This window comes from Bacillus sp. CPT56D-587-MTF, from assembly GCF_058792335.1.
Window position 1 is genome coordinate 5,127,709 of sequence record NZ_JBYTEF010000001.1, and the last position, 23,414, is coordinate 5,151,122.

The 23,414-nt window shown below is 35.5% G+C and carries 24 protein-coding genes; 1 reads left to right on the forward strand and 23 read right to left on the reverse strand.

Translation table 11 applies throughout. The features are described from left to right. Positions 1-11: 11 nt before the first annotated feature. The 20 genes from AC3WVZ_RS26690 to metG form a co-directional block, all read right to left on the reverse strand. Positions 12-287, reverse strand: a complete 276-nt coding sequence (locus AC3WVZ_RS26690) for an RNA-binding S4 domain-containing protein (protein WP_001234876.1) — start codon at positions 285-287, stop codon at positions 12-14. Between the two features lie 14 nt (positions 288-301). Beyond that, on the reverse strand, positions 302-1,762 hold the full coding sequence (yabN, locus tag AC3WVZ_RS26695; RefSeq protein WP_233935658.1) for a bifunctional methyltransferase/pyrophosphohydrolase YabN: 1,461 nt from the start codon (positions 1,760-1,762) through the stop codon (positions 302-304). A 12-nt stretch (positions 1,763-1,774) separates the two neighbouring features. Then, on the reverse strand, positions 1,775-3,376 hold the full coding sequence (locus AC3WVZ_RS26700) for a putative polysaccharide biosynthesis protein (protein WP_000387586.1): 1,602 nt from the start codon (positions 3,374-3,376) through the stop codon (positions 1,775-1,777). Between the two features lie 230 nt (positions 3,377-3,606). Beyond that, a complete protein-coding gene (gene spoVT / locus AC3WVZ_RS26705; protein ID WP_000648302.1) occupies positions 3,607-4,143 on the reverse strand; it encodes a stage V sporulation protein T in 537 nt (178 codons plus the stop codon). A 136-nt stretch (positions 4,144-4,279) separates the two neighbouring features. Beyond that, entirely contained in the window at positions 4,280-7,810 is a 3,531-nt protein-coding gene (mfd, locus tag AC3WVZ_RS26710; protein WP_233935660.1) for a transcription-repair coupling factor, read from the reverse strand. A gap of 105 nt (positions 7,811-7,915) precedes the next feature. Then, a complete protein-coding gene (locus tag AC3WVZ_RS26715; protein ID WP_000399438.1) occupies positions 7,916-8,140 on the reverse strand; it encodes an anti-sigma-F factor Fin family protein in 225 nt (74 codons plus the stop codon). 70 nt (positions 8,141-8,210) lie between these two features. Next, positions 8,211-8,771: an aminoacyl-tRNA hydrolase gene (pth, locus tag AC3WVZ_RS26720; protein WP_000767702.1), complete on the reverse strand. Its 561-nt coding sequence runs from the start codon at positions 8,769-8,771 to the stop codon at positions 8,211-8,213. 72 nt (positions 8,772-8,843) lie between these two features. Beyond that, complete coding sequence (locus AC3WVZ_RS26725; protein WP_233935672.1) at positions 8,844-9,797, reverse strand: ribose-phosphate diphosphokinase; 954 nt, start codon at positions 9,795-9,797, stop codon at positions 8,844-8,846. A gap of 18 nt (positions 9,798-9,815) precedes the next feature. After that, complete coding sequence (gene glmU, locus AC3WVZ_RS26730) at positions 9,816-11,195, reverse strand: bifunctional UDP-N-acetylglucosamine diphosphorylase/glucosamine-1-phosphate N-acetyltransferase GlmU (RefSeq protein WP_233935674.1); 1,380 nt, start codon at positions 11,193-11,195, stop codon at positions 9,816-9,818. A gap of 313 nt (positions 11,196-11,508) precedes the next feature. Next, positions 11,509-11,802 carry a septation regulator SpoVG gene (spoVG, locus tag AC3WVZ_RS26735; RefSeq protein ID WP_000454041.1) on the reverse strand — a complete coding sequence of 98 codons (294 nt, stop codon included), beginning with the start codon at positions 11,800-11,802 and terminating at the stop codon, positions 11,509-11,511. A 152-nt stretch (positions 11,803-11,954) separates the two neighbouring features. Continuing rightward, a complete protein-coding gene (locus tag AC3WVZ_RS26740) occupies positions 11,955-12,329 on the reverse strand; it encodes a RidA family protein (RefSeq protein WP_000869815.1) in 375 nt (124 codons plus the stop codon). A gap of 120 nt (positions 12,330-12,449) precedes the next feature. Continuing rightward, a complete protein-coding gene (gene purR, locus AC3WVZ_RS26745) occupies positions 12,450-13,298 on the reverse strand; it encodes a pur operon repressor (RefSeq protein WP_000702466.1) in 849 nt (282 codons plus the stop codon). Positions 13,299-13,352: 54 nt separating this feature from the next. Next, positions 13,353-14,222 (reverse strand): 4-(cytidine 5'-diphospho)-2-C-methyl-D-erythritol kinase, encoded by an 870-nt coding sequence (ispE, locus tag AC3WVZ_RS26750; RefSeq protein WP_000772104.1) that lies wholly within the window; start codon positions 14,220-14,222, stop codon positions 13,353-13,355. Positions 14,223-14,418: 196 nt separating this feature from the next. Beyond that, positions 14,419-14,598 (reverse strand): acid-soluble spore protein SspF, encoded by a 180-nt coding sequence (gene sspF / locus AC3WVZ_RS26755; protein WP_002094215.1) that lies wholly within the window; start codon positions 14,596-14,598, stop codon positions 14,419-14,421. 91 nt (positions 14,599-14,689) lie between these two features. Then, complete coding sequence (veg, locus tag AC3WVZ_RS26760) at positions 14,690-14,950, reverse strand: biofilm formation stimulator Veg (protein WP_000044347.1); 261 nt, start codon at positions 14,948-14,950, stop codon at positions 14,690-14,692. A gap of 226 nt (positions 14,951-15,176) precedes the next feature. Further along, on the reverse strand, positions 15,177-16,040 hold the full coding sequence (gene yabG / locus AC3WVZ_RS26765) for a sporulation peptidase YabG (protein ID WP_000242868.1): 864 nt from the start codon (positions 16,038-16,040) through the stop codon (positions 15,177-15,179). A 110-nt stretch (positions 16,041-16,150) separates the two neighbouring features. Beyond that, complete coding sequence (gene rsmA, locus AC3WVZ_RS26770; RefSeq protein WP_000651548.1) at positions 16,151-17,029, reverse strand: 16S rRNA (adenine(1518)-N(6)/adenine(1519)-N(6))-dimethyltransferase RsmA; 879 nt, start codon at positions 17,027-17,029, stop codon at positions 16,151-16,153. Continuing rightward, complete coding sequence (gene rnmV, locus AC3WVZ_RS26775) at positions 17,026-17,583, reverse strand: ribonuclease M5 (protein WP_000692835.1); 558 nt, start codon at positions 17,581-17,583, stop codon at positions 17,026-17,028. The genes rsmA and rnmV overlap by 4 nt, the downstream gene beginning before the upstream one ends. A 214-nt stretch (positions 17,584-17,797) precedes the next feature. Further along, positions 17,798-18,565, reverse strand: coding sequence for a TatD family hydrolase (locus AC3WVZ_RS26780; RefSeq protein WP_000895851.1), 768 nt, complete (start codon positions 18,563-18,565; stop codon positions 17,798-17,800). A gap of 166 nt (positions 18,566-18,731) precedes the next feature. Further along, positions 18,732-20,714 carry a methionine--tRNA ligase gene (metG, locus tag AC3WVZ_RS26785; RefSeq protein ID WP_233935675.1) on the reverse strand — a complete coding sequence of 661 codons (1,983 nt, stop codon included), beginning with the start codon at positions 20,712-20,714 and terminating at the stop codon, positions 18,732-18,734. A 485-nt stretch (positions 20,715-21,199) separates the two neighbouring features. On the opposite strand from metG, the gene abrB reads away from it, so the two are divergent. Further along, on the forward strand, positions 21,200-21,484 hold the full coding sequence (abrB, locus tag AC3WVZ_RS26790; RefSeq protein ID WP_000843036.1) for a transition state genes transcriptional regulator AbrB: 285 nt from the start codon (positions 21,200-21,202) through the stop codon (positions 21,482-21,484). A 20-nt stretch (positions 21,485-21,504) separates the two neighbouring features. On the opposite strand, the gene rsmI is transcribed toward abrB, so the two are convergent. From rsmI to AC3WVZ_RS26805, 3 genes are read right to left on the reverse strand one after another with little or no spacing between them, the layout of a single operon-like run. After that, entirely contained in the window at positions 21,505-22,380 is an 876-nt protein-coding gene (gene rsmI, locus AC3WVZ_RS26795) for a 16S rRNA (cytidine(1402)-2'-O)-methyltransferase (protein WP_000267821.1), read from the reverse strand. Beyond that, complete coding sequence (locus AC3WVZ_RS26800) at positions 22,349-22,639, reverse strand: GIY-YIG nuclease family protein (RefSeq protein ID WP_000414350.1); 291 nt, start codon at positions 22,637-22,639, stop codon at positions 22,349-22,351. The genes rsmI and AC3WVZ_RS26800 overlap by 32 nt, the downstream gene beginning before the upstream one ends. After that, the gene (locus AC3WVZ_RS26805; RefSeq protein WP_001055366.1) at positions 22,626-23,366 is read right to left on the reverse strand and encodes a tRNA1(Val) (adenine(37)-N6)-methyltransferase; all 741 of its coding nucleotides are present in this window, start codon (positions 23,364-23,366) and stop codon (positions 22,626-22,628) included. The genes AC3WVZ_RS26800 and AC3WVZ_RS26805 overlap by 14 nt, the downstream gene beginning before the upstream one ends. Between the last annotated feature and the right edge of the window lie 48 nt (positions 23,367-23,414).

The window sequence follows — 23,414 nt, forward strand, 5'->3', positions numbered from 1 at the left end:
GATACATGATTTTAGAACAAGCCTTCTTCCGCTTTTACTTTTTCTTCACGAACTAAGCTATACATATTTGCTGCATCTTCTTTTTTAGTTGTTTCTTTTAATTCATTTATTTTCACAGTCACTATTTTTTGACCAAAACGAATTGTTAATTCATCAGCTACTTTCACATCAGAACTCGCTTTTGCCACTTGACCATTAATAGATATTCTTCCTTGATCAGCTACTTCTTTCGCTAATGTTCTTCTTTTAATTAAACGTGATACTTTTAAAAACTTATCTAGACGCATATCAAATCCCCCTATTAACGCTCTGTTTGTTTCGCTTCTTCCCATAAAACATCTAACTGTTCTAATGATAAATCTTTCATCTCTTTATTCATTTCAGCTACTTTTGCCTCCATGTATAAAAAACGACCAGTAAATTTCTCGTTAGTTGAACGTAACGCCTCTTCTGGATCTATTTTGTAATGACGAGCTATATTAACAAATGCAAATAGTAAATCACCAAACTCACCCAGCATCTTTTCCTCATCCATATTTGTAACCTCTTGTTGGAACTCTTGCCATTCTTCCAAAGCTTTCTCTATCATCGGTTGCACATCAACCCAATCAAATCCAACCTTACCAGCTTTCTTCTGAATTTCATAGGCGCGTAGTAACTGCGGCAAACTTTTTGGAACGCCATTTAAAACAGATTCTTTCACGAATCCTTTTTCTTGTTTTTTAATTTCTTCCCAATTTGCAATCACTTCATCAGCGCTGTTTACATCCGTATTTCCAAACACATGCGGATGGCGACGAACCATTTTCTCAGATAGAGTTCGAATGATCTCATCTATAGAGAACCAACCTTCATCTTCTCCGATTTGAGCATGAAGCATAACTTGTAATAATATATCACCTAATTCTTCTACTAAGTGATCATCATCCTCTTCATCGATTGCTTCCAACACTTCATAAGCTTCCTCAATTAAATATTTTTTTAATGATTGATGTGTTTGCTTTTTATCCCACGGACAACCATTTGGACCACGAAGTTCCGCAATAATTTCTCTAAGAACATCAAACTGTTGATACAAGGACGCACGCTCCTGAACTGGCGGCACGTACACACTCGTTAAATTATTCAATTCCGTTTCATGATCTAACATGTACAACGGTACCTTCTTTACTTGTTCAAATGAAGTTCCTGCAGCTGTTACGATATACACTTCATAATCATCTGGTAACATCTCCATTAATGTTAATTTCACATCAGATGCAACGAATGCATCATATACTTGGCAAAAGATTAAATGTTGACGCAGTTCTAATTGCCCTCTTTCAAATGATGTAGCATCAAGTAATTGGAATCCTTCAATCGGATCAATCTTTAGACTTGCAAACATAGGATCAAGGAAACTTTGTCCACCCTCAATTCGCACTTCAACATTTGAAACTTCTCCTTTTTCTAACAGTAGCTGAACTGTTCTTTCTGCTACAAGTGGATGCCCGGGAACAGCATAGATAATTTCTGTACCTTCAGCTTGTTCTAGCAATTTATTCGCAATTGTTTCATATACAATTTCAAACGTATCATGCGCTTCATATACAGCATCAAAAGACGTATATTGTACGCCTTCTTTCTCCAAATCTTCTATAACTGGATGTTCCTTCGTTCTAACAAACAGATGGTCTGCTTCTTTTATTTTTCGATATACACCCATCGTTAGCTGATCTAATTCACCAGCTCCTAAACCTAAAATAGTAATGATTCCACTCACAACCAGTCACCTCTATCCACTCTTCTTCAATGAACCTTCTTTTTTCTCTTGTTTCATAACGGTTCCTAATTCTTTTTTTGTAAATACACGTAATTTCAAAATAAAAAACATATATGTCAATCCGCCGATGGCTACACCTAACAACGCTTCAAGCGTCGCGCTCCCTCTATGTTCCGTATTAATTACTAATCCAGACATCTGTAACACACGTGTGAACATCATTAATACAAACCCCATACAGATACCACTAATTACTATCCCTAACATATTTCGCTTATTGATAAGTGACCCTGATACAGCTCTCGTAAGCAACAAACTATTTAATCCAGAGATTATAATTAACGCACATAAAGTCGCAAAAGCTGCACCTTTCACACCAAAATAAGGCATGAATATATAATTTAACGCTAACTTTAAGCAACCTCCAAATACAACAAATAACGCTGGCTTAAACGTTTGCCCTAATCCTTGTAAAATAGAAGCTGTCGTAATTGACAATGAACTAAATAAAATAGATAACGATAAAATAGATAAAACATCTGATCCATCACTGTTTTCAAACAACATAATATTGGTAGGTTGAATAATACAAGTTAGTCCAATAGCTGCTGCAAGTCCAATAACAAATGTTATTTTCATTGCTAACTTTACCTTTTCTTGAATAAAGGAAAGATCTCCTCTTTCCTTCGCCGCTGTAATAATCGGAATAAGTGACAACGAGAAAGAAGTCGTCACAACAGTACCTAATTGCATTAGCGGAATACTTCTATCATAAACACCCTTTAATACCTTTGCATTTTCAGCCTGTTCTCCCGCACCAATAAGTAAGCTGTAAAAGGACACTGAATCAGCCATCTGTATAAAAATAAGCACTAAATTACTAACACAAATCGCTAACCCCTGCCAAAAAAGGATTTTAACTATCTTCCTTTTACCCTTAATTCTCGCTGCACTTTTGAAGAATATAGAACGAAAATCTTGACGCATATACAATATAAGTACAATAATCCCAATAAGTCCACCCGCAATTGAGCCTAACATAGCCCCTGCACCAACTGTATATAAATCAAATCCGTGAGCAATTAGGAATAGCGATAAAAATACAATAATAGAAACTCGAATTGTTTGTTCTATTACTTGCGAAACAGCCGTTGGCATCATATTATTGAATCCTTGAAAATACCCTCTTGCTACAGACAAAAATGGCATCAATAAGAATGAAAATGAAATAACACGTAGTAACTTATCTAAGTGTATATCGCCCATAGCTACCGCAATTGTTTCGGCCCCAAAAAACAGTGTAAAGAAGCCTATAAAACCAATCCCTAATAAGAACCAAAAAGATACACAAATAATTTCTTCTGCTTCTTTTTGTTTTCCCCGCTCTAGTCGTTCTGCAACCATTTTCGAAATGATAACAGGAAATCCATAAGTAGCTAAAATTAAACAAAATCCATAAAACGGGTAAATTTGTTGGTAAATATAAAACCCAATATCCCCCGCTATATTTTGATATGGAATACGGTAAAAAGCGCTTAATACTTTTGTAACGAAACTTGCAATCGTTAATATAATAGCCCCACGCCAAAAGGCTTGATACTTCTTCGCTTCCATACAAGAAAACTCCTTTTTCTATTCTCACCTCTCGTATTATATCATAAAGAAAAGAACAAACTCCCTTACCAACACGGGTAATAATGAGTTCCTAAATGTTAAAAATATTCAACGAAAAAAGGTAGCAAAGTGCTACCTTCATTCAATATACATATATCTCCAAATAATTGATTTCTCAAAAAGAAAGATCATAATTAGGAAAGATTGCTACTTCTAAAATCAATATACCCTTACTGTTCCATTTGTTTCGCTAAGAAACTGGCAGCAGTATTAACCGCTTTATGCTCGATCTCGCTTATAATGGCTTCTTTTGAAAAAATAATGACGGCTCCAATCGGATCTCCGTTTGCAACAATCGGTCCAACTGTATAAGAATGAACCTTTTCTGTTACACCATCAATAATGGAAATATCACTTTCATCCGTCATAATAACAGACTTTCGTTCTTCCATCGTTTTTTCAATTAGATCGCCAACACTTTTATTTAAGTATTCTTTTTTCGATACGCCTGATACTGCGATGATAGAATCTCGATCACACACAAGCACATTATGTCCTAAGCTGTCATATAAAGCATCAGCATATTCTTTCGCAAAATCACCTAGCTCACTAATTGGAGAATATTTCTTTAAAATTACCTCTCCATCGCGATCAACAAATATTTCTAGTGGGTCTCCTTCTCGAATACGTAAAGTTCTACGAATTTCCTTCGGGATTACTACCCTGCCTAAATCATCAATTCGACGTACGATTCCAGTTGCTTTCATTCTAATGCTGCCTCACTTTCTACTGATGATCAAAGTGGTGAATTTACCTGTTCATGTAAAAATCACCAACTGTTAGACATAGTATTTTACACATTAGTTCTTCTATGCACGTCGAATTGTATTTTTTTATCTTATTTTAGGCATTTATTACTTCTTTTTTTACATCTGGTAAGCCTTTTAATAAATTTTCAGCAATTGTTAACCACTTCGATGTCTCTAAGCCATTTGTTTTCATAACAATTTTCAATTGTGATCCTTCCATTCCTAAACCGATCATACGTCCAAAACTATTTCCGAGCATGAATAATTTTCCACCATCAATATTTTGACTTGCTTGTTCAGAAAATAGGAATGTTACTTCAAATTTATTCTGCTTAATTAATTCAATTTGTTCTTTCATTGCCAACACTTTAATATTTGCAATTTGTAATAAATAACCAACTTCTTGTGGATAATCGCCAAATCTATCGATCATTTCTTCCTGCAATTCTTCAATATCCTCAATTGCAGAAACACCTCTAAATTGTTTATACATCATAATTTTTTGCTTACTATCTGAAATATAAGCATCTGGTAAATATGCATCTACCTCTAAGTCAATTTCAACATTAACTATATTTTCAGCCCCATCTGTTCCTCTACGCTGTTCAATTGCATCTTTTAACATTTGCGAATATAGATCAAATCCGACAGAATCAATAAATCCATGCTGTTCTGCCCCTAACAAATTACCTGCTCCACGAATAGATAAATCTCTCATCGCAATTTTGAAACCAGATCCAAGTTCCGTGAACTCTTTAATTGCTTGTAGACGCTTCTCTGCAACCTCTGACAGCACTTTGTCACGTTTATATGCAAAGTATGCATACGCAACACGATTAGAACGTCCAACACGCCCACGAAGCTGATACAACTGTGATAATCCCATACGATCTGCATCAAATACAATTAACGTATTTACATTCGGAATATCTACACCCGTCTCAATAATTGTTGTACTTACAAGAACATCATGCTGTCCTTCTAAAAATGATAGCATAACAGACTCTAATTCGCTTTCGTTCATTTTCCCATGTGCGTACGTTACGCGGGCATCTGGAACTAACATCGAAATTTCATCTGCTTTTCTTTCAATATCCTCTACACGGTTATATAGGAAGTAAACTTGACCACCTCTTGCAAGCTCTCGCTCTATTGCCTCTCGCATTAACGCTGGATTATACTCTACTACATACGTTTGGACTGGGAAACGATTTTCTGGTGGTGTCTCAATAACAGATAAGTCGCGCACACCAAGCATAGACATATGAAGCGTCCGCGGAATCGGAGTTGCCGTTAATGTTAATACGTCAACATTTGCCTTCAATTGTTTAATTTTTTCTTTATGTGTTACACCAAATCTTTGTTCTTCATCAATAATAAGAAGCCCTAAATCTTTATACGTAACATCTTTAGATAAAATACGATGTGTTCCGATTACGATATCTACTGTTCCATCCTTTAAGCCCTTAATTGTTTCATTTTGTTGTTTTCTCGTACGGAATCTACTTAATAAGCCTATATTGATCGGATAATCTTGAAAACGCTCTCGAATTGTTTCATAGTGTTGCTGCGCAAGAATCGTTGTCGGTACTAAAATTGCAACTTGTTTTTCATCCATAATTGCCTTAAATGCCGCACGAATAGCCACTTCAGTCTTTCCATACCCTACGTCACCACAAAGGAGCCTATCCATCGGGCGTCCGCGTTCCATATCTTTTTTAATCTCGTCAATAGAACGTAACTGATCCTCTGTCTCTTGATATGGGAAAGAGGATTCGAACTCTTGTTGTTCTGCGGTATCTGGCGTATATGCATAGCCTTTTGAAGCTTCGCGCTCAGCATATAGTTTAATTAGGTCATCCGCAATGTCTTGTACAGATTTTTCAACTTTCGTTTTAACCTTTTTCCAATCATTACCGCCTAATTTATAAACTTTCGGATCCTTACCTTCAGATCCTACATATTTTTGGACTTGATCAATTTGTTCAATTGGAACGTATAGCTTATCATTACCTTGATATTTAATATTTAAATAATCTTTGTGAACACCATTAATCTCTAATGTCTCAATACCTAAAAATTTACCTATACCATGATTTACGTGAACTACATAATCTCCAACTTTTAATTCCGAATAACTTTTAATACGTTCAGCATTCGATAACTTTTGTTTACGTTGTGATTTTTTAACTTTCTTATGAAAAAGCTCCTTTTCAGTAATGACAACAAGCTTTTGCATCGGCATTTCAAATCCTGCATGTAAATCACCTACAGCAATTTGTAACCTTCCAGGCAATAAGATATCTGTACCTTCTACAATATCTGCCTCAATATCATAATCACTTAAAATATGTTGTAATTTTTTCACACGTTCATCATCTGTTCCAAGTACAACAGTCGTAAAATGCCCTTCATTCCATCTATCAATTTCTGTTTTTAACAAATTCATCTGTCCATGGAAATCTTGCATTGTTTTACATGTTACATTAACAATATTTTGCGGATGTGTGTGTGCGATATGACGCAAGAATAACGTTAAATATACAAAACTTCTTTTTTTATGATGAAGAAACCCCTCGAATGGGTGAGAGAAAGATAAATCTTGAATAATTGTTCCTTCACCAAGAAGTGATATATACCATTCCGCCTCTTCTGTTTCAAGATGCGATGCTGTTTCTTGAATACGGGAAATCTCGTCTAAAATTACAACACCGTCTTCTGGTAAATAATCTATCAGACTAGCAGGTTCTTTATAGAAAATAGATAAGTATTTAAACATCTGTTCTATACTTTGCCCGTTTTTCAACATCTCAATTTCATGACTTACCGTCTCAAGCACTGTAGTCTTTAGTTTATCATCAGAAAGTTTTTGCATCGCCTTAGTTAAACCTTCTTCAAGATGCTGAATTCCTGATTTTAATTCTTCCTGTGAAAATAAAAACTCTGTTGCCGGACCAAACCTAACGCTTTCTTTTTTACCTTGAGAACGCTGTTCATCCACATCAAATAATCGAATAGAATCGACTTCTGTATCAAAGAATTCAATACGAAATGGTAGTTCTTCAGTTAAAGGATAAATATCTAATATTCCCCCACGCAAACTGAACTCCCCTGGAGCTTCTACCATCGACTTACGTTCATAGCCAATATGATGTAAAGTATGCAAGAGCGCATCTAAATCAATCTCTTGCCCTAGATTGATTTCAACTTGCTTTTGCTTCCACAATTCTTTTATTGGTAAAAATCTACGCAATCCTGCCACTGGCGCTACAATGATTCCATTCTCTCCCGCAGCCAAGCGATTTAACACTTCTATACGTTGCGCCTTCAATTCTGGACTTGCAACCCCAATTTCCGATGCTATCAGTTCATTCACTGGATATAGCCACACATCTTTTTCACCAAGTAACGCCACTAAATCTTCATGTACTTTTTGTGCTTGGTATAAGTTATGTGTCACGATTAATTGTGATTTTTTTGTTTTTTTATATAAAGCCGCCATTAATAACGAACGAGAAGACGTTGCCATCCCTGATATAAGTTGTTCTTTTAACCCATCTTCTAATCCATTAATAACCGATTGTATCTCTTCATTTTTATAAAATTGCTCTAATAAACCTATCATTTTTAAAACTCCTCTCAACATAAAGAGCAAGTCATTCTATTTTATGCAAATATTTTGGAAAAGGAAAACAGAAAAATGCTTTGGACATGCCAAAGCGACAACATTTTATTGCAGAAATTTTTCATACTCATAATACTCAGGATAAGATGCGAGCGTTTCTTGACACGATTCACAAATCGTTTTTATATATATATTTCCATTCTCATGAAAATGAATCATTTCTACTACTTCTTGCTCTGTTAGTTGAAATAAAACGTCGCTATATACTTTTTCTGCGTTAATGGAGCCTACATTACCTCCGCAGTGTCTGCAATAATAATACCCTTCCATACTAGCCTCCTAAAAATTCAATTACTACTAGTATGGGTAAAACAAAAGAGAAATATTCCCAATCTCATTTTTAACTATTGAAAGTATTCATGATTTGGAGAAAAGGCTTATTTAGCCACTCTTCACATGCATCCGCTGCTTTTTCAATAGAATGGTTAACATCCGGAATCTCTTCAGATGTAAAGCGTCCTAATACATAATCGACTACCTTCATTCCATTTTTCGGGCGATCGATTCCCATACGGATACGTTGAAATTCTTGTGTTCCTAGGTGCGAAATCGTTGACTTTACACCATTATGTCCACCAGCACTACCTTTCATGCGAAGACGCAATTTACCTACAGGAATGTCCAAATCGTCGTACATAACAACGAAGTCCTCAACATCAATTTTATAATAATCCATGAGTGGACGAATACTTTCCCCAGATAAGTTCATGTATGTTAGCGGCTTTAATAAGATTACCTTTTCTCCATTAACAAACCCTGCACCAAATACACCTTTAAATTTTTGTTCATTCAAAGAAATGTTCCAACGCTTCGCAAGTTCATCAATGGCCATAAATCCAATATTATGCCTTGTTAATTCATATTCTCTACCTGGGTTCCCAAGTCCTACTATCAATTTCATTCTTGTACCACTACTTTCTTTTTTCGATACGAAAAGACGTAACCAATTTTGGTTACGTCTCATTCTATCCAATTAATTGAATAATACACTCACAGATTCTTCTTCGTATACACGAATGATTGCTTCTCCGATTAATGGAGCAACTGACAGTTCATGTACTTTGTCGATTTTCTTCTCTTCTGGTAATACGATAGAGTTCGTTACAACTAACTCTTTAATATTTGAATTTTGAATACGCTCAATTGCTGGACCAGATAATACTGGGTGTGTACAGCAAGCATATACTTCAGAAGCACCGTTCTCAACAAGAGCGTTTGCTGCTAATGTAATTGTACCAGCTGTATCAATGATGTCATCAATTAAAATCGCTGTTTTACCTTCAATATTACCGATAATGTTCATTACCTCTGATACGTTCGGGCGAGGACGACGCTTATCAATAATAGCGATTGGCGCTTTTAGACGATCTGCCATTTTTCTTGCACGAGTTACACCACCATGGTCAGGAGACACGATTACGATATCTTTAAGACCTTTTGTTTCAAAGTAATCTGAAAGAATCGGTACACCCATTAAGTGGTCGATTGGGATATCAAAGAACCCTTGAATTTGTGGAGCATGTAAATCTAGAGTGATTACACGAGTTGCACCTGCTGTTTCAAGCAAGTTTGCTACAAGTTTCGATGTAATTGGTTCACGAGAACGCGCTTTACGGTCTTGACGCGCATAACCATAGTAAGGAATAACAATATTAATTGTTTTCGCAGATGCACGTTTTAATGCATCAATCATAATAAGTAATTCCATGATATGTTCGTTTACTGGGAAGCTTGTAGATTGAATAATGAATACATCGCAACCACGGATACTTTCTTCAATGTTAATTTGAACTTCTCCATCACTAAAACGATCAACAGAACATTTTCCTAGCCCTACTCCAATATGCTTTGCAATCTGCTCAGCAAGTTCCTCATTAGAGTTTAAAGAGAATACTTTCAAATTAGAATTTAGATATTGAGTCGACATCTAGATTAACCCTCCACATTATGATTTTTTCTTATTCAGCAATTGATCAACATAGTCTTCTTTGTTAACTTGACGTGCACGTGCTACCGATAATGCTTTTGATGGAACATTCTCTGTAATTGTAGAGCCTGCTGCCACATAAGCACCATCTTCAACTGTTACTGGAGCAACAAGGTTTGAATTACATCCAATAAATACCCCATTACCAATCACAGTTTTGAATTTATTCTTACCGTCATAGTTCACCGTAATTGAACCACAACCAAGATTCACGTCTTCTCCAACTTGTGCATCCCCGATATAACTCAAGTGTGAAGCTTTACTTCTATTACCAAAGACAGTTTTTTTGATTTCCACGAAGTTTCCAACGCGTACTTCGTCTCCAATAACTGAATCTGGGCGAATATGTGCAAATGGACCAACCGATACTTCTGTACCAAGCTTACTATCATGTACAGTAGATTGTCGAATTGTCGTACGATCTCCAATTTCACTATCGCGAATTACTGTATGCGGTCCAATTTCACAATCAGAGCCAATTACAGTGTTCCCCTCAATAATTGTTCCTGGATGAAGAACTGTATCACTACCGATAACTGCATCAGCAGAAATATAAGTGTTACTTGGATCAATAATTGTAACACCGTTTACCATGTTCTTTCGGTTGATACGGTTTTTCATAATAATTTCCGCTTGCGATAGAGCGACTCTGTCGTTAACACCTAACGTTTCGTCGAACTGCTCTGTTTGATAAGCTGATACGATATGACCTTCATTTTTTAAAATCTCAATAACATCTGGAAGGTAATATTCACCTTGCACGTTATCATTTGAAACTTTAGAAAGTGAAGCAAATAAAGCCTTATTATCAAAACAATACGTACCTGTATTGATTTCTTTAATAGCTAATTCTTTCTCATTTGCATCTTTATGCTCAACAATCTTTTCAACATGACCATTCTCATTACGAACAATACGGCCATATCCAGCAGGCTCTTCTATGTATGCTGTTAGCACCGTCGCCATTGCTCCTGCTTCTTTATGTTGCTGAAGTAATGCTTCCATTGTTTCAGCAGTTATTAGAGGAGTATCACCACAAATAACTAAAGTTGTTCCTTCTTCATTTGCAAGTACACTTGCAGCTTGATCTACAGCATGTGCTGTACCAAGTTGTTCTGCTTGTAATGCAAATTCACTTATGTTCCCTAGCTGTTCTTGTACCATTTCAGCACCATGTCCAACAACCGTTACAAGTTTCTGCAATCCTAATTGAGATACTTGATCGACTACGTGTTGTACCATAGGTTTTCCACATACAGGATGCAGCACTTTGTATAGCTTAGACTTCATACGTGTGCCTTTACCTGCAGCTAGAATCACTGCAAATCTGTTTGACATATAGACCCTCCATCGCAACCTATTTATCCATTAAAGATATTATCCTAAATCATCATATATTTCAAGAAACACATTTTAACTATTAAATTTTACCATAATTCTTATAAGATGTTTTACTCTTTAGTATCTTTTTTAAGAAATAAGCTATACTATTTAAAATGATTTTGAAAAAATTAGTAGTTTCTTCTTTTTATGTTAATAAATTATGCAGTTTCCAAATATAAAGCAAAAAAAAACAAACCCCTGTAAATGCTTACAGGAGTTTGCTACAAAATTATAAGGCTTTTTGTCAAAAGCCCTTTTCATTCGAATTTTACGAAGCACCCGCTTCTTCAAACTCAACCTCTTCTAACTCGCCTAAACGATGATACTCTGTTAAAACCGCATCTTGAATTTTAGAGCGTGTACCAGAATTAATTGGATGTGCAATGTCACGGAACTCTCCATCTGGAGTACGTTTACTTGGCATTGCTACAAATAATCCATTATTACCATCAATTACACGAATATCATGAACAACAAATTCATGGTCTAGAGTAATAGAGGCAATTGCTCTCATGCGGCCTTCTGTGTTTACGCGGCGTAATCTTACGTCAGTCACTTCCATCTTGTGTTCACCACCCTTTTCTAAATAAGCGATATATTTGTATAAATTCCACAAATTTTCTATTTTCCCTTTAATTTTTTAAAAATTTTTAAGATAAAAATTTTTAAAGTAGTTGAATATAGAGATTAGTGGAGGTTATCGCTTACAAAAGGTTACTTAACTAGGGCGATTACTTCAATTTCAACGGAAACATCTTTCGGTAATTTTGCTACTTGCACACAAGATCGAGCTGGTTTATGAGTAGAGAAATAAGAGCTATACACTTCATTCACAGCATTAAAATCATCCATGTCCTTTAAAAATACTGTTGTTTTTACGACTGTATCAAATGAAGCACCTGCTTCCTCTAATACCGCTTGTAAATTTTGAAATACTTGTTCTGTTTGTACTGTTACATCTCCTGTTACAAGCTCCCCATTTGCCGTCAATGGAATTTGTCCTGAGCTATAGAACATGTTATTTACAATAATCCCCTGTGAATAAGGTCCAATTGCTTGTGGTGCCTTGCTTGTTTGAACAACTTTCATACTTTTCACCCTTTTATTATTTATTTTACTCTTTAAAAATAGTGTACGAAAGGCAGTTTGTCCATCTATTTTATAATCTATAAATAAAATAAAAAAAGATAGAGCTATCTGCTCTATCTTTTATTCCGCCTCTACAAGCCCTTCATCAAATGGCGCAAGAGAATAATTCCCTTTTTCCACTTGAATCGTTTTTTCTTTCACATCAACTTCCGATAGACGAATTAATGATACAAAATTATTAATTAGTCGTTCTTCAATATCTGTGGATTCTACTAATACACCAATACCAACAACATTAGCCTTGAACTCTTCTAACATACTCATCATACCTTGAATTGTTCCGCCAGCTTTCATGAAGTCATCAATAATTAAAACATTCGACCCTTCTGGAAGACTGCGTTTTGCTAACGTCATTGTTTGAATTCGTTTAGAAGAACCCGACACATAGTTAATACTAACAGTCGGACCTTCTGTTACCTTATTATCTTTCCTTGCAATTACAACTGGTACATCTAAGTAATTTGCCACTGCATAAGCAAGTGGAATCCCCTTCGTTGCCACCGTCATAACTGCATCAATTGGTTGCCTAGCAAAAACAGAAGCAAACAAACGACCTGCGCCATTAATATGGCGAGGATTACTCAATAAATCTGTCATGTATAAGTAACCGCCAGGCAAAATACGATCTGGGTTTTCAAATAAGCCACAAAGCTCATCAATAATTAGATCTGCCTCTTCTTCACTTATATACGGTATATATTTCACTCCTCCTGCTGCTCCTGGTATCGTTTGCAATGTGCCGACCCCTTGTTGTTCAAACGTTTGCTTAATAATAACTAAATCTTCACTAATGGAAGACTTAGCCGATTGATACCTTTCAGCAAAAAAAGTGAGAGATACTAGCTGACGAGGGTTTTGTAGCAAGTAATAAGTCATATCGACTAATCTTGTACTTCTTCTAATTTTCATACTCTCACCTCAAATCACGAATATTCTAAACAAATCATAACGTATTATACGTCTTTATTCAAGCGTTTCTCGCTCTCCTAATAAACGTACCGCATAGACTTGTTCACAAAATCCTTTTAATCCGTTATAAATGCGATGCATTCGTGAATCGTGGTGTACAAGTCCAAATACAGTTGGACCACTTCCACTCATTAATACAGCATCCGCTCCAAATCGCTTCATCTGTGATTTAATACGGGCAACTTCAGGATGCATTCCAAATGTTACATCTTCTAAAACGTTACCAACAGTATCACAAATTCCTTTATAATCACCAGAATTTATGACATCAACCATTTTATCTACATTCGGATGTGTAACTCGATTTAACTTTAAATTTCCATACACATCAGCAGTAGATACACCTATATGTGGTTTCGCTAAAATAACCCAACAAGAAGGCGGAGTCTTTATATGCTCAATTTTCTCTCCTCTTCCAGTGGCAATTGCTGTGCCTCCGTATACACAGAACGATACATCTGATCCAATTTCTGCGCCAAGCTCTGCTAACTCATCAATTGTAAGCCCTAAATTCCATAATTTATTAAGACCACGTAATGTCGCTGCTGCATCACTACTTCCACCTGCTAATCCAGCTGCTACTGGAATCGTTTTTTCAATAGTAATAGATACACCTTTTTTTACATTAAACTTCTCTTTTAATAATTTCGCTGCCTGATAAGCTAAATTTCGTTGGTCGTCTGGGACATACCGATTATGGGATAAAATTTCAATACGGTCTTCTGCTAATTCCGTTAGTTCTAGACGATCTGCTAAATCAATGGTTGTCATAATCATTTTCACTTCATGATATCCGTCTTGTCTTTTTCCCAGTACATCTAACGACAGATTAATCTTTGCTGGTGCTTTCACTAGTAGCTTCAATCTATTCACCCACTCTATGTACTCAATCTTTTATCGTTTATTTTACCATAAATTTATAGTAAGACGATGACACTTCCCTAATTATAACGAAAAGCATTCAGAATGAAACTACTTATGTAAAATGATGGCACCTTTTAGAGTACAAAAAGCCGAGGAATGTCTCCTCGGCTACCGTAGCATAGAAAGTATCTTACAACTACTGGTTTCGTTTCATTAATTGCTGTTCTGCAATTTCTATAGCACGTTTCACCATGTTACCAGCATCTTTCGCACGAATTCCGCCCCATCCTTCTTTCTGAACAACATCATAAAAGCCAAGCTCTTTTGCTAGCTCTTCTTTAAATTGGTTTGACATGACACCTCTTCGTCTACTCAATGCAGAGTCCCTCCTTATTTTGCTACGGTATAGTTAGTATGCAAAATAATATAGCTTTTCATTTATGGGAATATATGTAATGATATACGGATTATAAAATGACCTCATTATGAGGGTCTCCATAAAATGTTAACTCTACTGTCTCTGTTAAAACATCTGCATAACTATAAGATACACGTTGCAACGCATCTTCTTGTTGATCTAATTGTACAACAAAAACGGAACGGTATGTTTCTGCTAGTACACCTGATTGCTCCACAGTTTTTCTTCTTCCACTATTTGCTTTTAACATAAGTCGCTGTCCAAGATGGTGATCTAATTCGCTTTTAATTTCATCTAAACGTTTTGACATATACTTCGCTACACCTCGCTGTAATTTAGATTGAACACTTAAAGCACGATATATCTATCCTAATTATTAACCGCGATTCACAGCTAATATCATCCTGCGTTTGAATAGATAGAAGAAATACTATATTGTAAAAGTATCATTACGTAGTCTGCACGTTCTTACCTCTTTTTATCCAAATTCATTTAAATCCTTCCATACAAAAAAGCAAGATACATATGTATCCTGCTTACTCTTCGTAATGTTGAAAAGGTAATCCCGTTCGTAAAATCCCTCTCGTTTCAATTCCACCTAGTCCCTTTTCACCAGTAATTGTATTACGTACGACATCCCATACATTGACTCTCTCCATAAATGAAGTAAAACTAATTTTACCAACTACATATACAGGATCTAGTGCATGAATATTAATTCTAGATGGTGAACTAGCGAAATTGGCCCCTGCACGAATTAGTGCCTCAAAATGTGATTGACATGCCCCAGCAAAAATAACAAGTTGATCCAATGATGGATATTTTTTTCGCACTTCACGAACAGCCTGTACAAAATGTCTTGAATGCCTATATGCCGCTAAATCTCCCTTCACTCCTTTTGATTTTGTATATGCATCATGCCCTGTAATAACGAGAATGTCTGGGCGAAAGTGATCTATTAAGTCTACTACTTTTTCATGCATCTCCGTTTCTTTACAATGAATACCTTGAACAGGAACGCCAATTTTATTATATAAATCTAAGCACTTGCGCAAATATAAAGGGTCTCCATCTATATGCAATACACGTCCCGGCATTTGAAAATAATTCACCTCACTTGTGTATCCACCAGTTGAAGTATGTTCATGCCTTTGTTTCATCAGTACATAATCTTGTTGAAACAAACGATACGTGCGCTCCATTGTTTCTTTCTCACGCTTCACCCTTTTTTTATGTTCTCTTTGATCTATACTAATTAAATCTTCAAGTGGCGCATCCGCCACCAGTCTAATTTCCTCTCCAAACAATATAGCTATCTCGCCTTTTATTTCTATAATACGAAAAAGAATATCCCTCTTATGAGAATATCGTTCCACTAATTCTCCAACATGTAAAACCATTCTCCTACCTCCAAACTCATTAGGCCATCTTACCTGTTTTTAAAGTATGAATTTAAAGAGAGAAAGGTGACAAAAGGGACAGTTCAACTTGAACTGTCCCTTTCATATTCTTATGATAATTTATGAAGAACTAATGCATTACTTAATGTTGCAAACTCTTCAATAGATAGCGTTTCGCCTCTTCGCTTTGGATCAATTCCTACTTCTGTTAAAATTCGATCCAATAATTCCTTATCTTTCGGGAAACCATTTAAATTATTTGATAAATTATTCATCAAAGTTTTACGGCGCTGTGCGAAACTTGCTCGTACTACTTCAAAGAAGAATGTTTCATCTGTCACCTCTACAACCGGTTTCGGACGCTTTAGAAGGCGAATAATTGCAGAATCAACATTTGGCTGTGGTACAAACACTGTACGCGGTACAGTCATAACTGTTTCAACTTCTGTATAATACTGAATAGCAATCGATAAAGAACCATACTCTTTCGTTCCAGGTTTAGCAGCTAAACGATCTCCAACTTCTTTTTGCATCATAACAACAAATCCACGAACTGGTAACTTTTCTTCAAGCAATTTAAATAAAATTGGCGTTGTAATATAGTATGGTAAGTTAGCTACTACCATTACATCTTGCCCTTCTTCAAATTGCTCATTAAATACTTCATGTACATCTGCTTTTAGTACGTCTTTATTAATAACTGTAACGTTACCATATGGCGCTAACGTCTCATCTAAAATTGGTAATAGTCTTTGATCAATTTCAAAAGCCACTACTTTTTTAGCACGCTTTGCTAATTGCTCTGTTAATGCACCAATACCTGGTCCAATTTCAATTGCACCACTTTCTGAACCAATTTCTGCATGATCGACAATACGATTTAATACATTTGTATCAATTAAAAAGTTTTGTCCTAAACTTTTTTTGAATGAAAATCCATACTTTTCAACAATGTCTTTTGTACGATTTGGCGTTGCGATATCCTTCATTTTTTTTCCTCCTGTATTACTTGCTTATAAGCTTCTGCAAATGATTCCTTTGAAACTTGAAACATCTGTAATCGTTTATGTAACTGTTTTGCATTTGTATAACCAATCTTTAATAGCTTACCCATTCTTTCTCTGCGGCTCTTTGCCATTTCTCCGCCCACTAAGCCTGCATCGACTAAATCACTCCAACTAATTTCACTTGTGTAAGCTTCCATTTCTTCATGTATATTCTCTAGAGCGCGGCGAATCGACTCATTAGAAGCGTGTTCGATCCCAACACCCTTTTTCCTTTTAGCAAGCGCTTCTTCCTTCGGTAAAAAGGCATGCTTACAGCCAGGAACCTTGTCAGAAATAATTTTTCGAATACGCTCTCCAGGATAATCCGGATCTGTGAAAATAATAACGCCCCTTTTTTGCTGCGCTAATTTAACTTGCTCAATAACATGATCACCGATTGCTGAACCGTTCGTTTCAATTGTATCCGCATCAACAGCACGCTTAATCGCAACTGTATCATCTTTACCTTCTACAACGATAATCTCTTTTATTTTCATGCTTGCCTCCACACTCATTTCGTCTCTACTTAGTAAAACAAAAAAATGACGACTTTTCCATTATTATTTTCCCCATTCTTATATTTTAAAAAATAGAATAGAAAAATCTTTGTTCTCTGTCCTTATTGTAACACTTCATCATTCACATTTATTTTCTTCATCACTTCTACTAGTTTTTCTCAAAATAAAAAAGAACAGGTTTCCCCATTCTTTTTTATTCAACACCAAATAAAACTTTTGCATTTTTAGTTGTCATTTCTGCTACTTCCTCATAAGAAATTCCTTTTAAATTCGCAATTTCTTCTGCCACGAGTTTTACATAACTCGGTTCATTTCGTTTCCCTCGAAATGGATGCGGTGTTAAATACGGACAATCCGTCTCTATTAACAATTTCTCTAATGGAATCTCCGTAGCAACCTCTTTCGGCTTCTTAGCGTTTTTAAATGTAACTGGTCCACCTAACGAAATTAAAAAGTTCATATCAACACATCGCTCTGCTACCTCTACACTGCCGCTAAAGCAATGCATAATGCCTCCTACTTCAGCTGCATTCTCTTCTTCTAGAATATCAACAATATCTTGAGTCGCATCGCGGTTATGTATAATAATCGGCAATTTTACTTTTTTCGCTAATGCAATTTGTTTACGGAATACTTCTTTCTGTATTTCTTTTGGAGACTTATCCCAGTGATAATCTAAGCCCATTTCTCCAAGTGCAACGACTTTAGGATGAGAAGCAAGTTCTTCTAACCAAGCTAAATGTTCTTCTGTCATGTCGATCGCATCAACTGGGTGCCACCCAACCGCAGCGTAAATAAAATCATAGGCTTCAGCTAATTCCATCGCCTTTTTTATCGTTACTTCATCAAAACCAACAACAACTGTATAAGTAACTCCCGCTTCTTTCATTCGGGCAATAACCTCTTGCAAATCTCCTTCGAATTGCTCTGCATTCAAATGTGAATGTGTATCAAACAACATAATACATAACTCCTTTTATATTGAAATCAAGTTTATTCTACAAAAATAAGTTCTTTAATAACTTAACGATAACAATACTACAATCTTAATGCAAAAATAGAGAGTGTAAAAAGAAAAAAGACGCTTCACACATGTTACACGTGAAACATCTCTTTTCTTGTCTTAATTACTTGATTTTTGTACCATTTGGTAGATTTTGGTCAATTGATGCTAATGACAATACGCCATTCTCTTCACCCGCTAAAATCATACCTTGCGATAATTCACCGCGTAATTTTACAGGTTTTAAGTTTGTTACACAAATAACCTTTTTACCTTTTAAGTCTTCCGGCGAATAGAATTTTGCAATTCCAGAAACAACTTGACGCTTTTCTGTACCTAAGTCTAGTTGAATTTTTAACAGCTTGTCTGCTTTTTTCACAGGTTCAGCAGATAGTACTTCAGCTACGCGTAATTCTACTTTAAAGAAATCATCAATTGTAATTTCTTCTGCCTTCGGTTCTTCTTCTTTTTGCTCTTCTACTTTAGGAGCAGAGCTTTTCATTTGTTCTTTAATGTACTCTACTTCCACTTCCATTTCTAAACGAGGGAAAATTGGGTTTCCTTTTTCTACTTTTGTTCCAGCTGGAATGCAGCCAATTGTAGATAGACTTTCCCAAGATTTATGAGCTTCATCAGTAAGGCCAAGCTGAGCAAACATCTTGCTTGGTGCTACTGTTAAGAATGGCATAAGCATAATACCTGTTTGACGAAGTACTTCTGCTAAATGAGCCATTACAGAGGCTAACTTTTCACGATCATTCTCATCTTTTGCTAATACCCATGGTTGTGTTTCATCAATATATTTATTCGTACGACTAACTAGTTGCCAAATAGATCCTAACGCTACAGAGAACTCCATATTCTCCATTGCTTCTTCTACTTTTTTCAAAGTATCTTGTGCAAACGCTACTAACGTTTCATCAAATTCCGTCACATTTGCTTTAAATGCAGGGATTTCTCCGTTAAAGTACTTATCAATCATAGCTACTGTACGATTTAATAAATTACCTAAGTCATTTGCTAAGTCGAAATTAATACGCTCCACAAATCCTTCTGGTGTAAATACGCCATCAGATCCAAATGGAACTTCACGAAGTAGGTAATAACGTAATGCATCTAATCCGTAACGATCGATTAATGTAACTGGATCTACTACGTTTCCTTTTGACTTACTCATCTTTCCATCCTTCATTAAAATCCAGCCATGAGCAAAGACTTTCTTCGGAAGAGGTAAATCTAATGCCATTAAAATTATCGGCCAATAAATTGTATGGAAACGAACAATTTCTTTCCCAACTAAATGCACATCTGCAGGCCAGAATTTTTTATATTTCTCTTCATTTGCTGTTCCATAACCTAACGCCGTAATATAGTTAGATAATGCGTCAACCCATACGTAAATAACGTGTTTTGGGTTACCAGGAACACGAACTCCCCAGTCAAATGAAGTACGAGAAACTGCTAAATCTTCTAATCCCGGTTTAATAAAATTATTAATCATTTCATTTTTACGAGACTCCGGCTGAATGAAATGTGGATTATCTTCATAGAACTTTAATAGTCTGTCGACATATTTACCCATTCTAAAGAAATAAGATTCTTCACGAACAAGTTCTACATCATGACCACTATCTGGGCTTTTTCCTCCAACTACTTTGTCGCCTTCCATAATTGGATCTACTAATTGATGCTCTGTATAGAACGTCTCATCTTGTACAGAATACCAACCTTCATATTCATCAAGATAAATGTCACCTTGATCTACTAATTGTTTAAAGATTTTTTCGACAACATCTTTATGACGATCTTCAGTTGTACGAATAAAATCATCATAAGAAATATCCATCTTCTCCCAAAGCTCTTTAATTCCTGCAACAATGTTATCAACATATGCCTGTGGCGTAATATTTAACTCTTCTGCTTTCTTTTGGATCTTCTGTCCATGTTCATCAGTTCCTGTTAAATAATGCACATTATAACCTTGCATACGCTTATATCGTGCCATCGCATCTCCTGCTACTGTCGTATAAGCATGTCCAATGTGTAATTTTCCACTTGGATAATAAATTGGGGTAGTAATATAAAAGGACTTGTTTTCCTCTGTCATTGTTTTGGACCTCCCGAATAACCTCATATGTATTTATAAACAGTATATCAAAAACTCATATATAAAGTGAAACTTTAATCAGTAGGGTTTTTGTTCCTCCCCACTAATTATTAGCCCACGTTAATTGGGCTTTTACGAGCAGCCCAAATCTAACTTATCTTCTTTACGCCAACCTAATTTTCAATTTAGTTCTTAATGCTCAATATCTTTATCATCTATTGCTCATATTTCAAAAAAATATACAATATCCACTTTTAATTTATTATTTTTTCAGAAAATAATGTAAATAATTGTGGAATTTCCTCTCAATCTATTATATATAAGAAATAAGAAATCTATAAATCTTTTTAAAAAATATAGAATTTAAGAATTGACGGAAATGTAAATGATTGGTATCATATGTCCATAGGGTATTTTGTCGAAAAATGACGAATCTAAAAATAGACTCGAAACTTATAAACTATTTATTTAGGAGGAAAAAAATTATGAAATCTACTGGTATTGTTCGTAAAGTTGATGAATTAGGTCGTGTAGTAATTCCAATCGAATTACGCCGTACTTTAGGTATTGCAGAAAAGGACGCTCTTGAAATCTATGTTGATGACGAAAAAATCATCTTAAAGAAATATAAACCAAACATGACTTGCCAAGTAACTGGTGAAGTATCTGACGGTAACCTTTCTTTAGCTGAAGGTAAAATCATCTTAAGCAAAGAAGGCGCTGAGCAAATCTTAAACGAACTTCAAGATTATATCGAAACAGCAAAATAAGCTTCTCAATTATGAGAAGCTTATTTTTTATCGACATGATAGATTTGATATACATCTCTTTTCGACAAATCTCGATCTTTAGCGACTGTTTTAATCGCTTCTTTTGAATTCATACTTTTTTCATTTATATAATATTCAATATGATCATATACCGAAAGAGATTCCCACCATTGTTCTTCTGGAGCAGGTTCTTCTGTTGAACCAGCTACTAAAATACAAAACTCACCACGTACTTCATTTTGCTTCGTCCACTCAATTGCTTCTTCGATTGTTCCTCGAATAAATTCCTCAAATTTTTTCGTTAACTCTCGACATAATACAATCTCTCTATTTCCCAACACTTCCTGCATCGAAATTAAAGTATCATCTAAACGATGAGGTGCTTCATAAAACATCATTGTAGTTTGTACATAACGAAGCTTTTCTAACTCCATCTTCCGTTCCTTTTTGTTTCTCTGCAAGAAACCATAGAAATAAAACTGCTTTGTTTCAAGACCGGATGCAATTAATGCTGTAAGGGCTGCATTTGCTCCAGGAAGCGGAATTACATGATATTGCTCAGCTACTGCCTCAACGACAATATCGTAACCTGGATCAGAAATACACGGCATACCAGCGTCACTAACAAGTGCTACATTCTTTCCATCCTCTAATTTCTCTAATAGTTTCTTCCCACTTACTTCTTTATTGTGCTCATGATAACTCGTGACAGGTGTTTCAATTTCAAAATAATTACAAAGTTTTTTCGTTTGTCTCGTATCTTCAGCAGCAATTAAATCAACTTCTTTTAAAATTCGGATTGCACGAAATGTCATATCTTCTAGATTTCCAATAGGAGTTGGTACTAAATATAAAACTCCCTTTTCATTTTGTTGAAAGCTTTTTTGTTGCCACATAGCGTTCTCCTTTTTGCATATATGCCTCTTTTTGTTTTCTCGTTAATTGCTTAAAGTAATACTCCGCTTGCATAGCTGTACGCTTATCATCGTGGGTCTCTACATATTTTAAAACGACAGGAAGCCTGACGCGTGTATACTTAGCCCCTTTGCCGCTATTATGAGTCTGAATTCTCTTTTCTATATGGTTTGTATATCCAGCATAATAACTTCCATCAGAGCACTCTACCACATAAAAAAAGTGCTTATTCTTCTCCATATAAAATTGAACGTAGCTCCTTTGTATATTCGTTATTGTTCTCATATACAACGAGAGGCGGTAAAATTTTCAAATCTGCATTTCCATCCTTAATTCCTTCAATTAACAATGTATTTGCTTCTTTTCCAACCTTAGGATAAACAAATTGCACACGCTTTGGTTCAATTTTATATTTACGCATTAATGTGACAATGTCTAGTAATCGCCCTGGACGATGTACAAACGCTACTTTCCCACCTTGTTTTACTAACTGACTACTTGCAGATACAACATCTTCTAATGTACACATAATTTCATGACGAGCTATCGCTAAATGTTCATTCATATTTTTCTCTGAAGTTTGAGGTGTTTGAAAATATGGTGGATTACATGTAACAACATCATATTGATGACGTCCAAGTTTCTCTGGCATATCTTTCAAATCTCCATGTATGAGGTGAATTCTTTCTTCCAACCCATTGTATTGAACACTTCTTACTCCCATATCATATAAGCGTTCTTGAATTTCCACACCAGTAATATTTCCTTTTGTTCTTGTACTTAATAGAAGGGGAACAACCGCATTACCTGTACACAAATCAAGTAAATTCCCCTTTTGAATTGGTACCCATGCAAAATCTGCAAGTAAAACGGCATCTAAAGAAAAATTAAATACTGATGGGCTTTGTATAATCTTCATGTCTTGTGCTAATAAGTAATCTAAACGTTCATCTTCATATAAATTCATATACTGCTCCTTTTCTTACCCTTAACCTACCCTATTTCATGTATAAAA

Coding starts and splice junctions, on each gene's coding strand:
- mfd (WP_233935660.1), bottom strand. CDS start 7,810: ATGATAGGTTTATTAGAGCAATTTTATAAAAATGAAGAGATACAATCG.
- glmU (WP_233935674.1), bottom strand. CDS start 11,195: ATGTCAAACAGATTTGCAGTGATTCTAGCTGCAGGTAAAGGCACACGT.
- pth (WP_000767702.1), bottom strand. CDS start 8,771: ATGAAATTGATAGTAGGACTTGGGAACCCAGGTAGAGAATATGAATTA.
- yabG (WP_000242868.1), bottom strand. CDS start 16,040: ATGGTTTTACATGTTGGAGAATTAGTGGAACGATATTCTCATAAGAGG.
- purR (WP_000702466.1), bottom strand. CDS start 13,298: ATGAAAATTAGAAGAAGTACAAGATTAGTCGATATGACTTATTACTTG.
- veg (WP_000044347.1), bottom strand. CDS start 14,950: ATGTCAAAACGTTTAGATGAAATTAAAAGCGAATTAGATCACCATCTT.
- spoVG (WP_000454041.1), bottom strand. CDS start 11,802: ATGGAAGTGACTGACGTAAGATTACGCCGCGTAAACACAGAAGGCCGC.
- AC3WVZ_RS26740 (WP_000869815.1), bottom strand. CDS start 12,329: ATGAAAGTTGTTCAAACAAGCAAGGCACCACAAGCAATTGGACCTTAT.
- AC3WVZ_RS26780 (WP_000895851.1), bottom strand. CDS start 18,565: ATGTTGTTTGATACACATTCACATTTGAATGCAGAGCAATTCGAAGGA.
- rnmV (WP_000692835.1), bottom strand. CDS start 17,583: ATGAAAATAAAAGAGATTATCGTTGTAGAAGGTAAAGATGATACAGTT.
- spoVT (WP_000648302.1), bottom strand. CDS start 4,143: ATGAAAGCAACTGGAATCGTACGTCGAATTGATGATTTAGGCAGGGTA.
- AC3WVZ_RS26715 (WP_000399438.1), bottom strand. CDS start 8,140: ATGGAAGGGTATTATTATTGCAGACACTGCGGAGGTAATGTAGGCTCC.
- AC3WVZ_RS26805 (WP_001055366.1), bottom strand. CDS start 23,366: ATGAATTTATATGAAGATGAACGTTTAGATTACTTATTAGCACAAGAC.
- rsmI (WP_000267821.1), bottom strand. CDS start 22,380: ATGTGGCAACAAAAAAGCTTTCAACAAAATGAAAAGGGAGTTTTATAT.
- AC3WVZ_RS26690 (WP_001234876.1), bottom strand. CDS start 287: ATGCGTCTAGATAAGTTTTTAAAAGTATCACGTTTAATTAAAAGAAGA.
- AC3WVZ_RS26800 (WP_000414350.1), bottom strand. CDS start 22,639: ATGGAGAAGAATAAGCACTTTTTTTATGTGGTAGAGTGCTCTGATGGA.
- rsmA (WP_000651548.1), bottom strand. CDS start 17,029: ATGAAGGATATCGCAACGCCAAATCGTACAAAAGACATTGTTGAAAAG.
- AC3WVZ_RS26700 (WP_000387586.1), bottom strand. CDS start 3,376: ATGGAAGCGAAGAAGTATCAAGCCTTTTGGCGTGGGGCTATTATATTA.
- metG (WP_233935675.1), bottom strand. CDS start 20,714: ATGACAGAGGAAAACAAGTCCTTTTATATTACTACCCCAATTTATTAT.
- AC3WVZ_RS26725 (WP_233935672.1), bottom strand. CDS start 9,797: ATGTCGACTCAATATCTAAATTCTAATTTGAAAGTATTCTCTTTAAAC.
- abrB (WP_000843036.1), top strand. CDS start 21,200: ATGAAATCTACTGGTATTGTTCGTAAAGTTGATGAATTAGGTCGTGTA.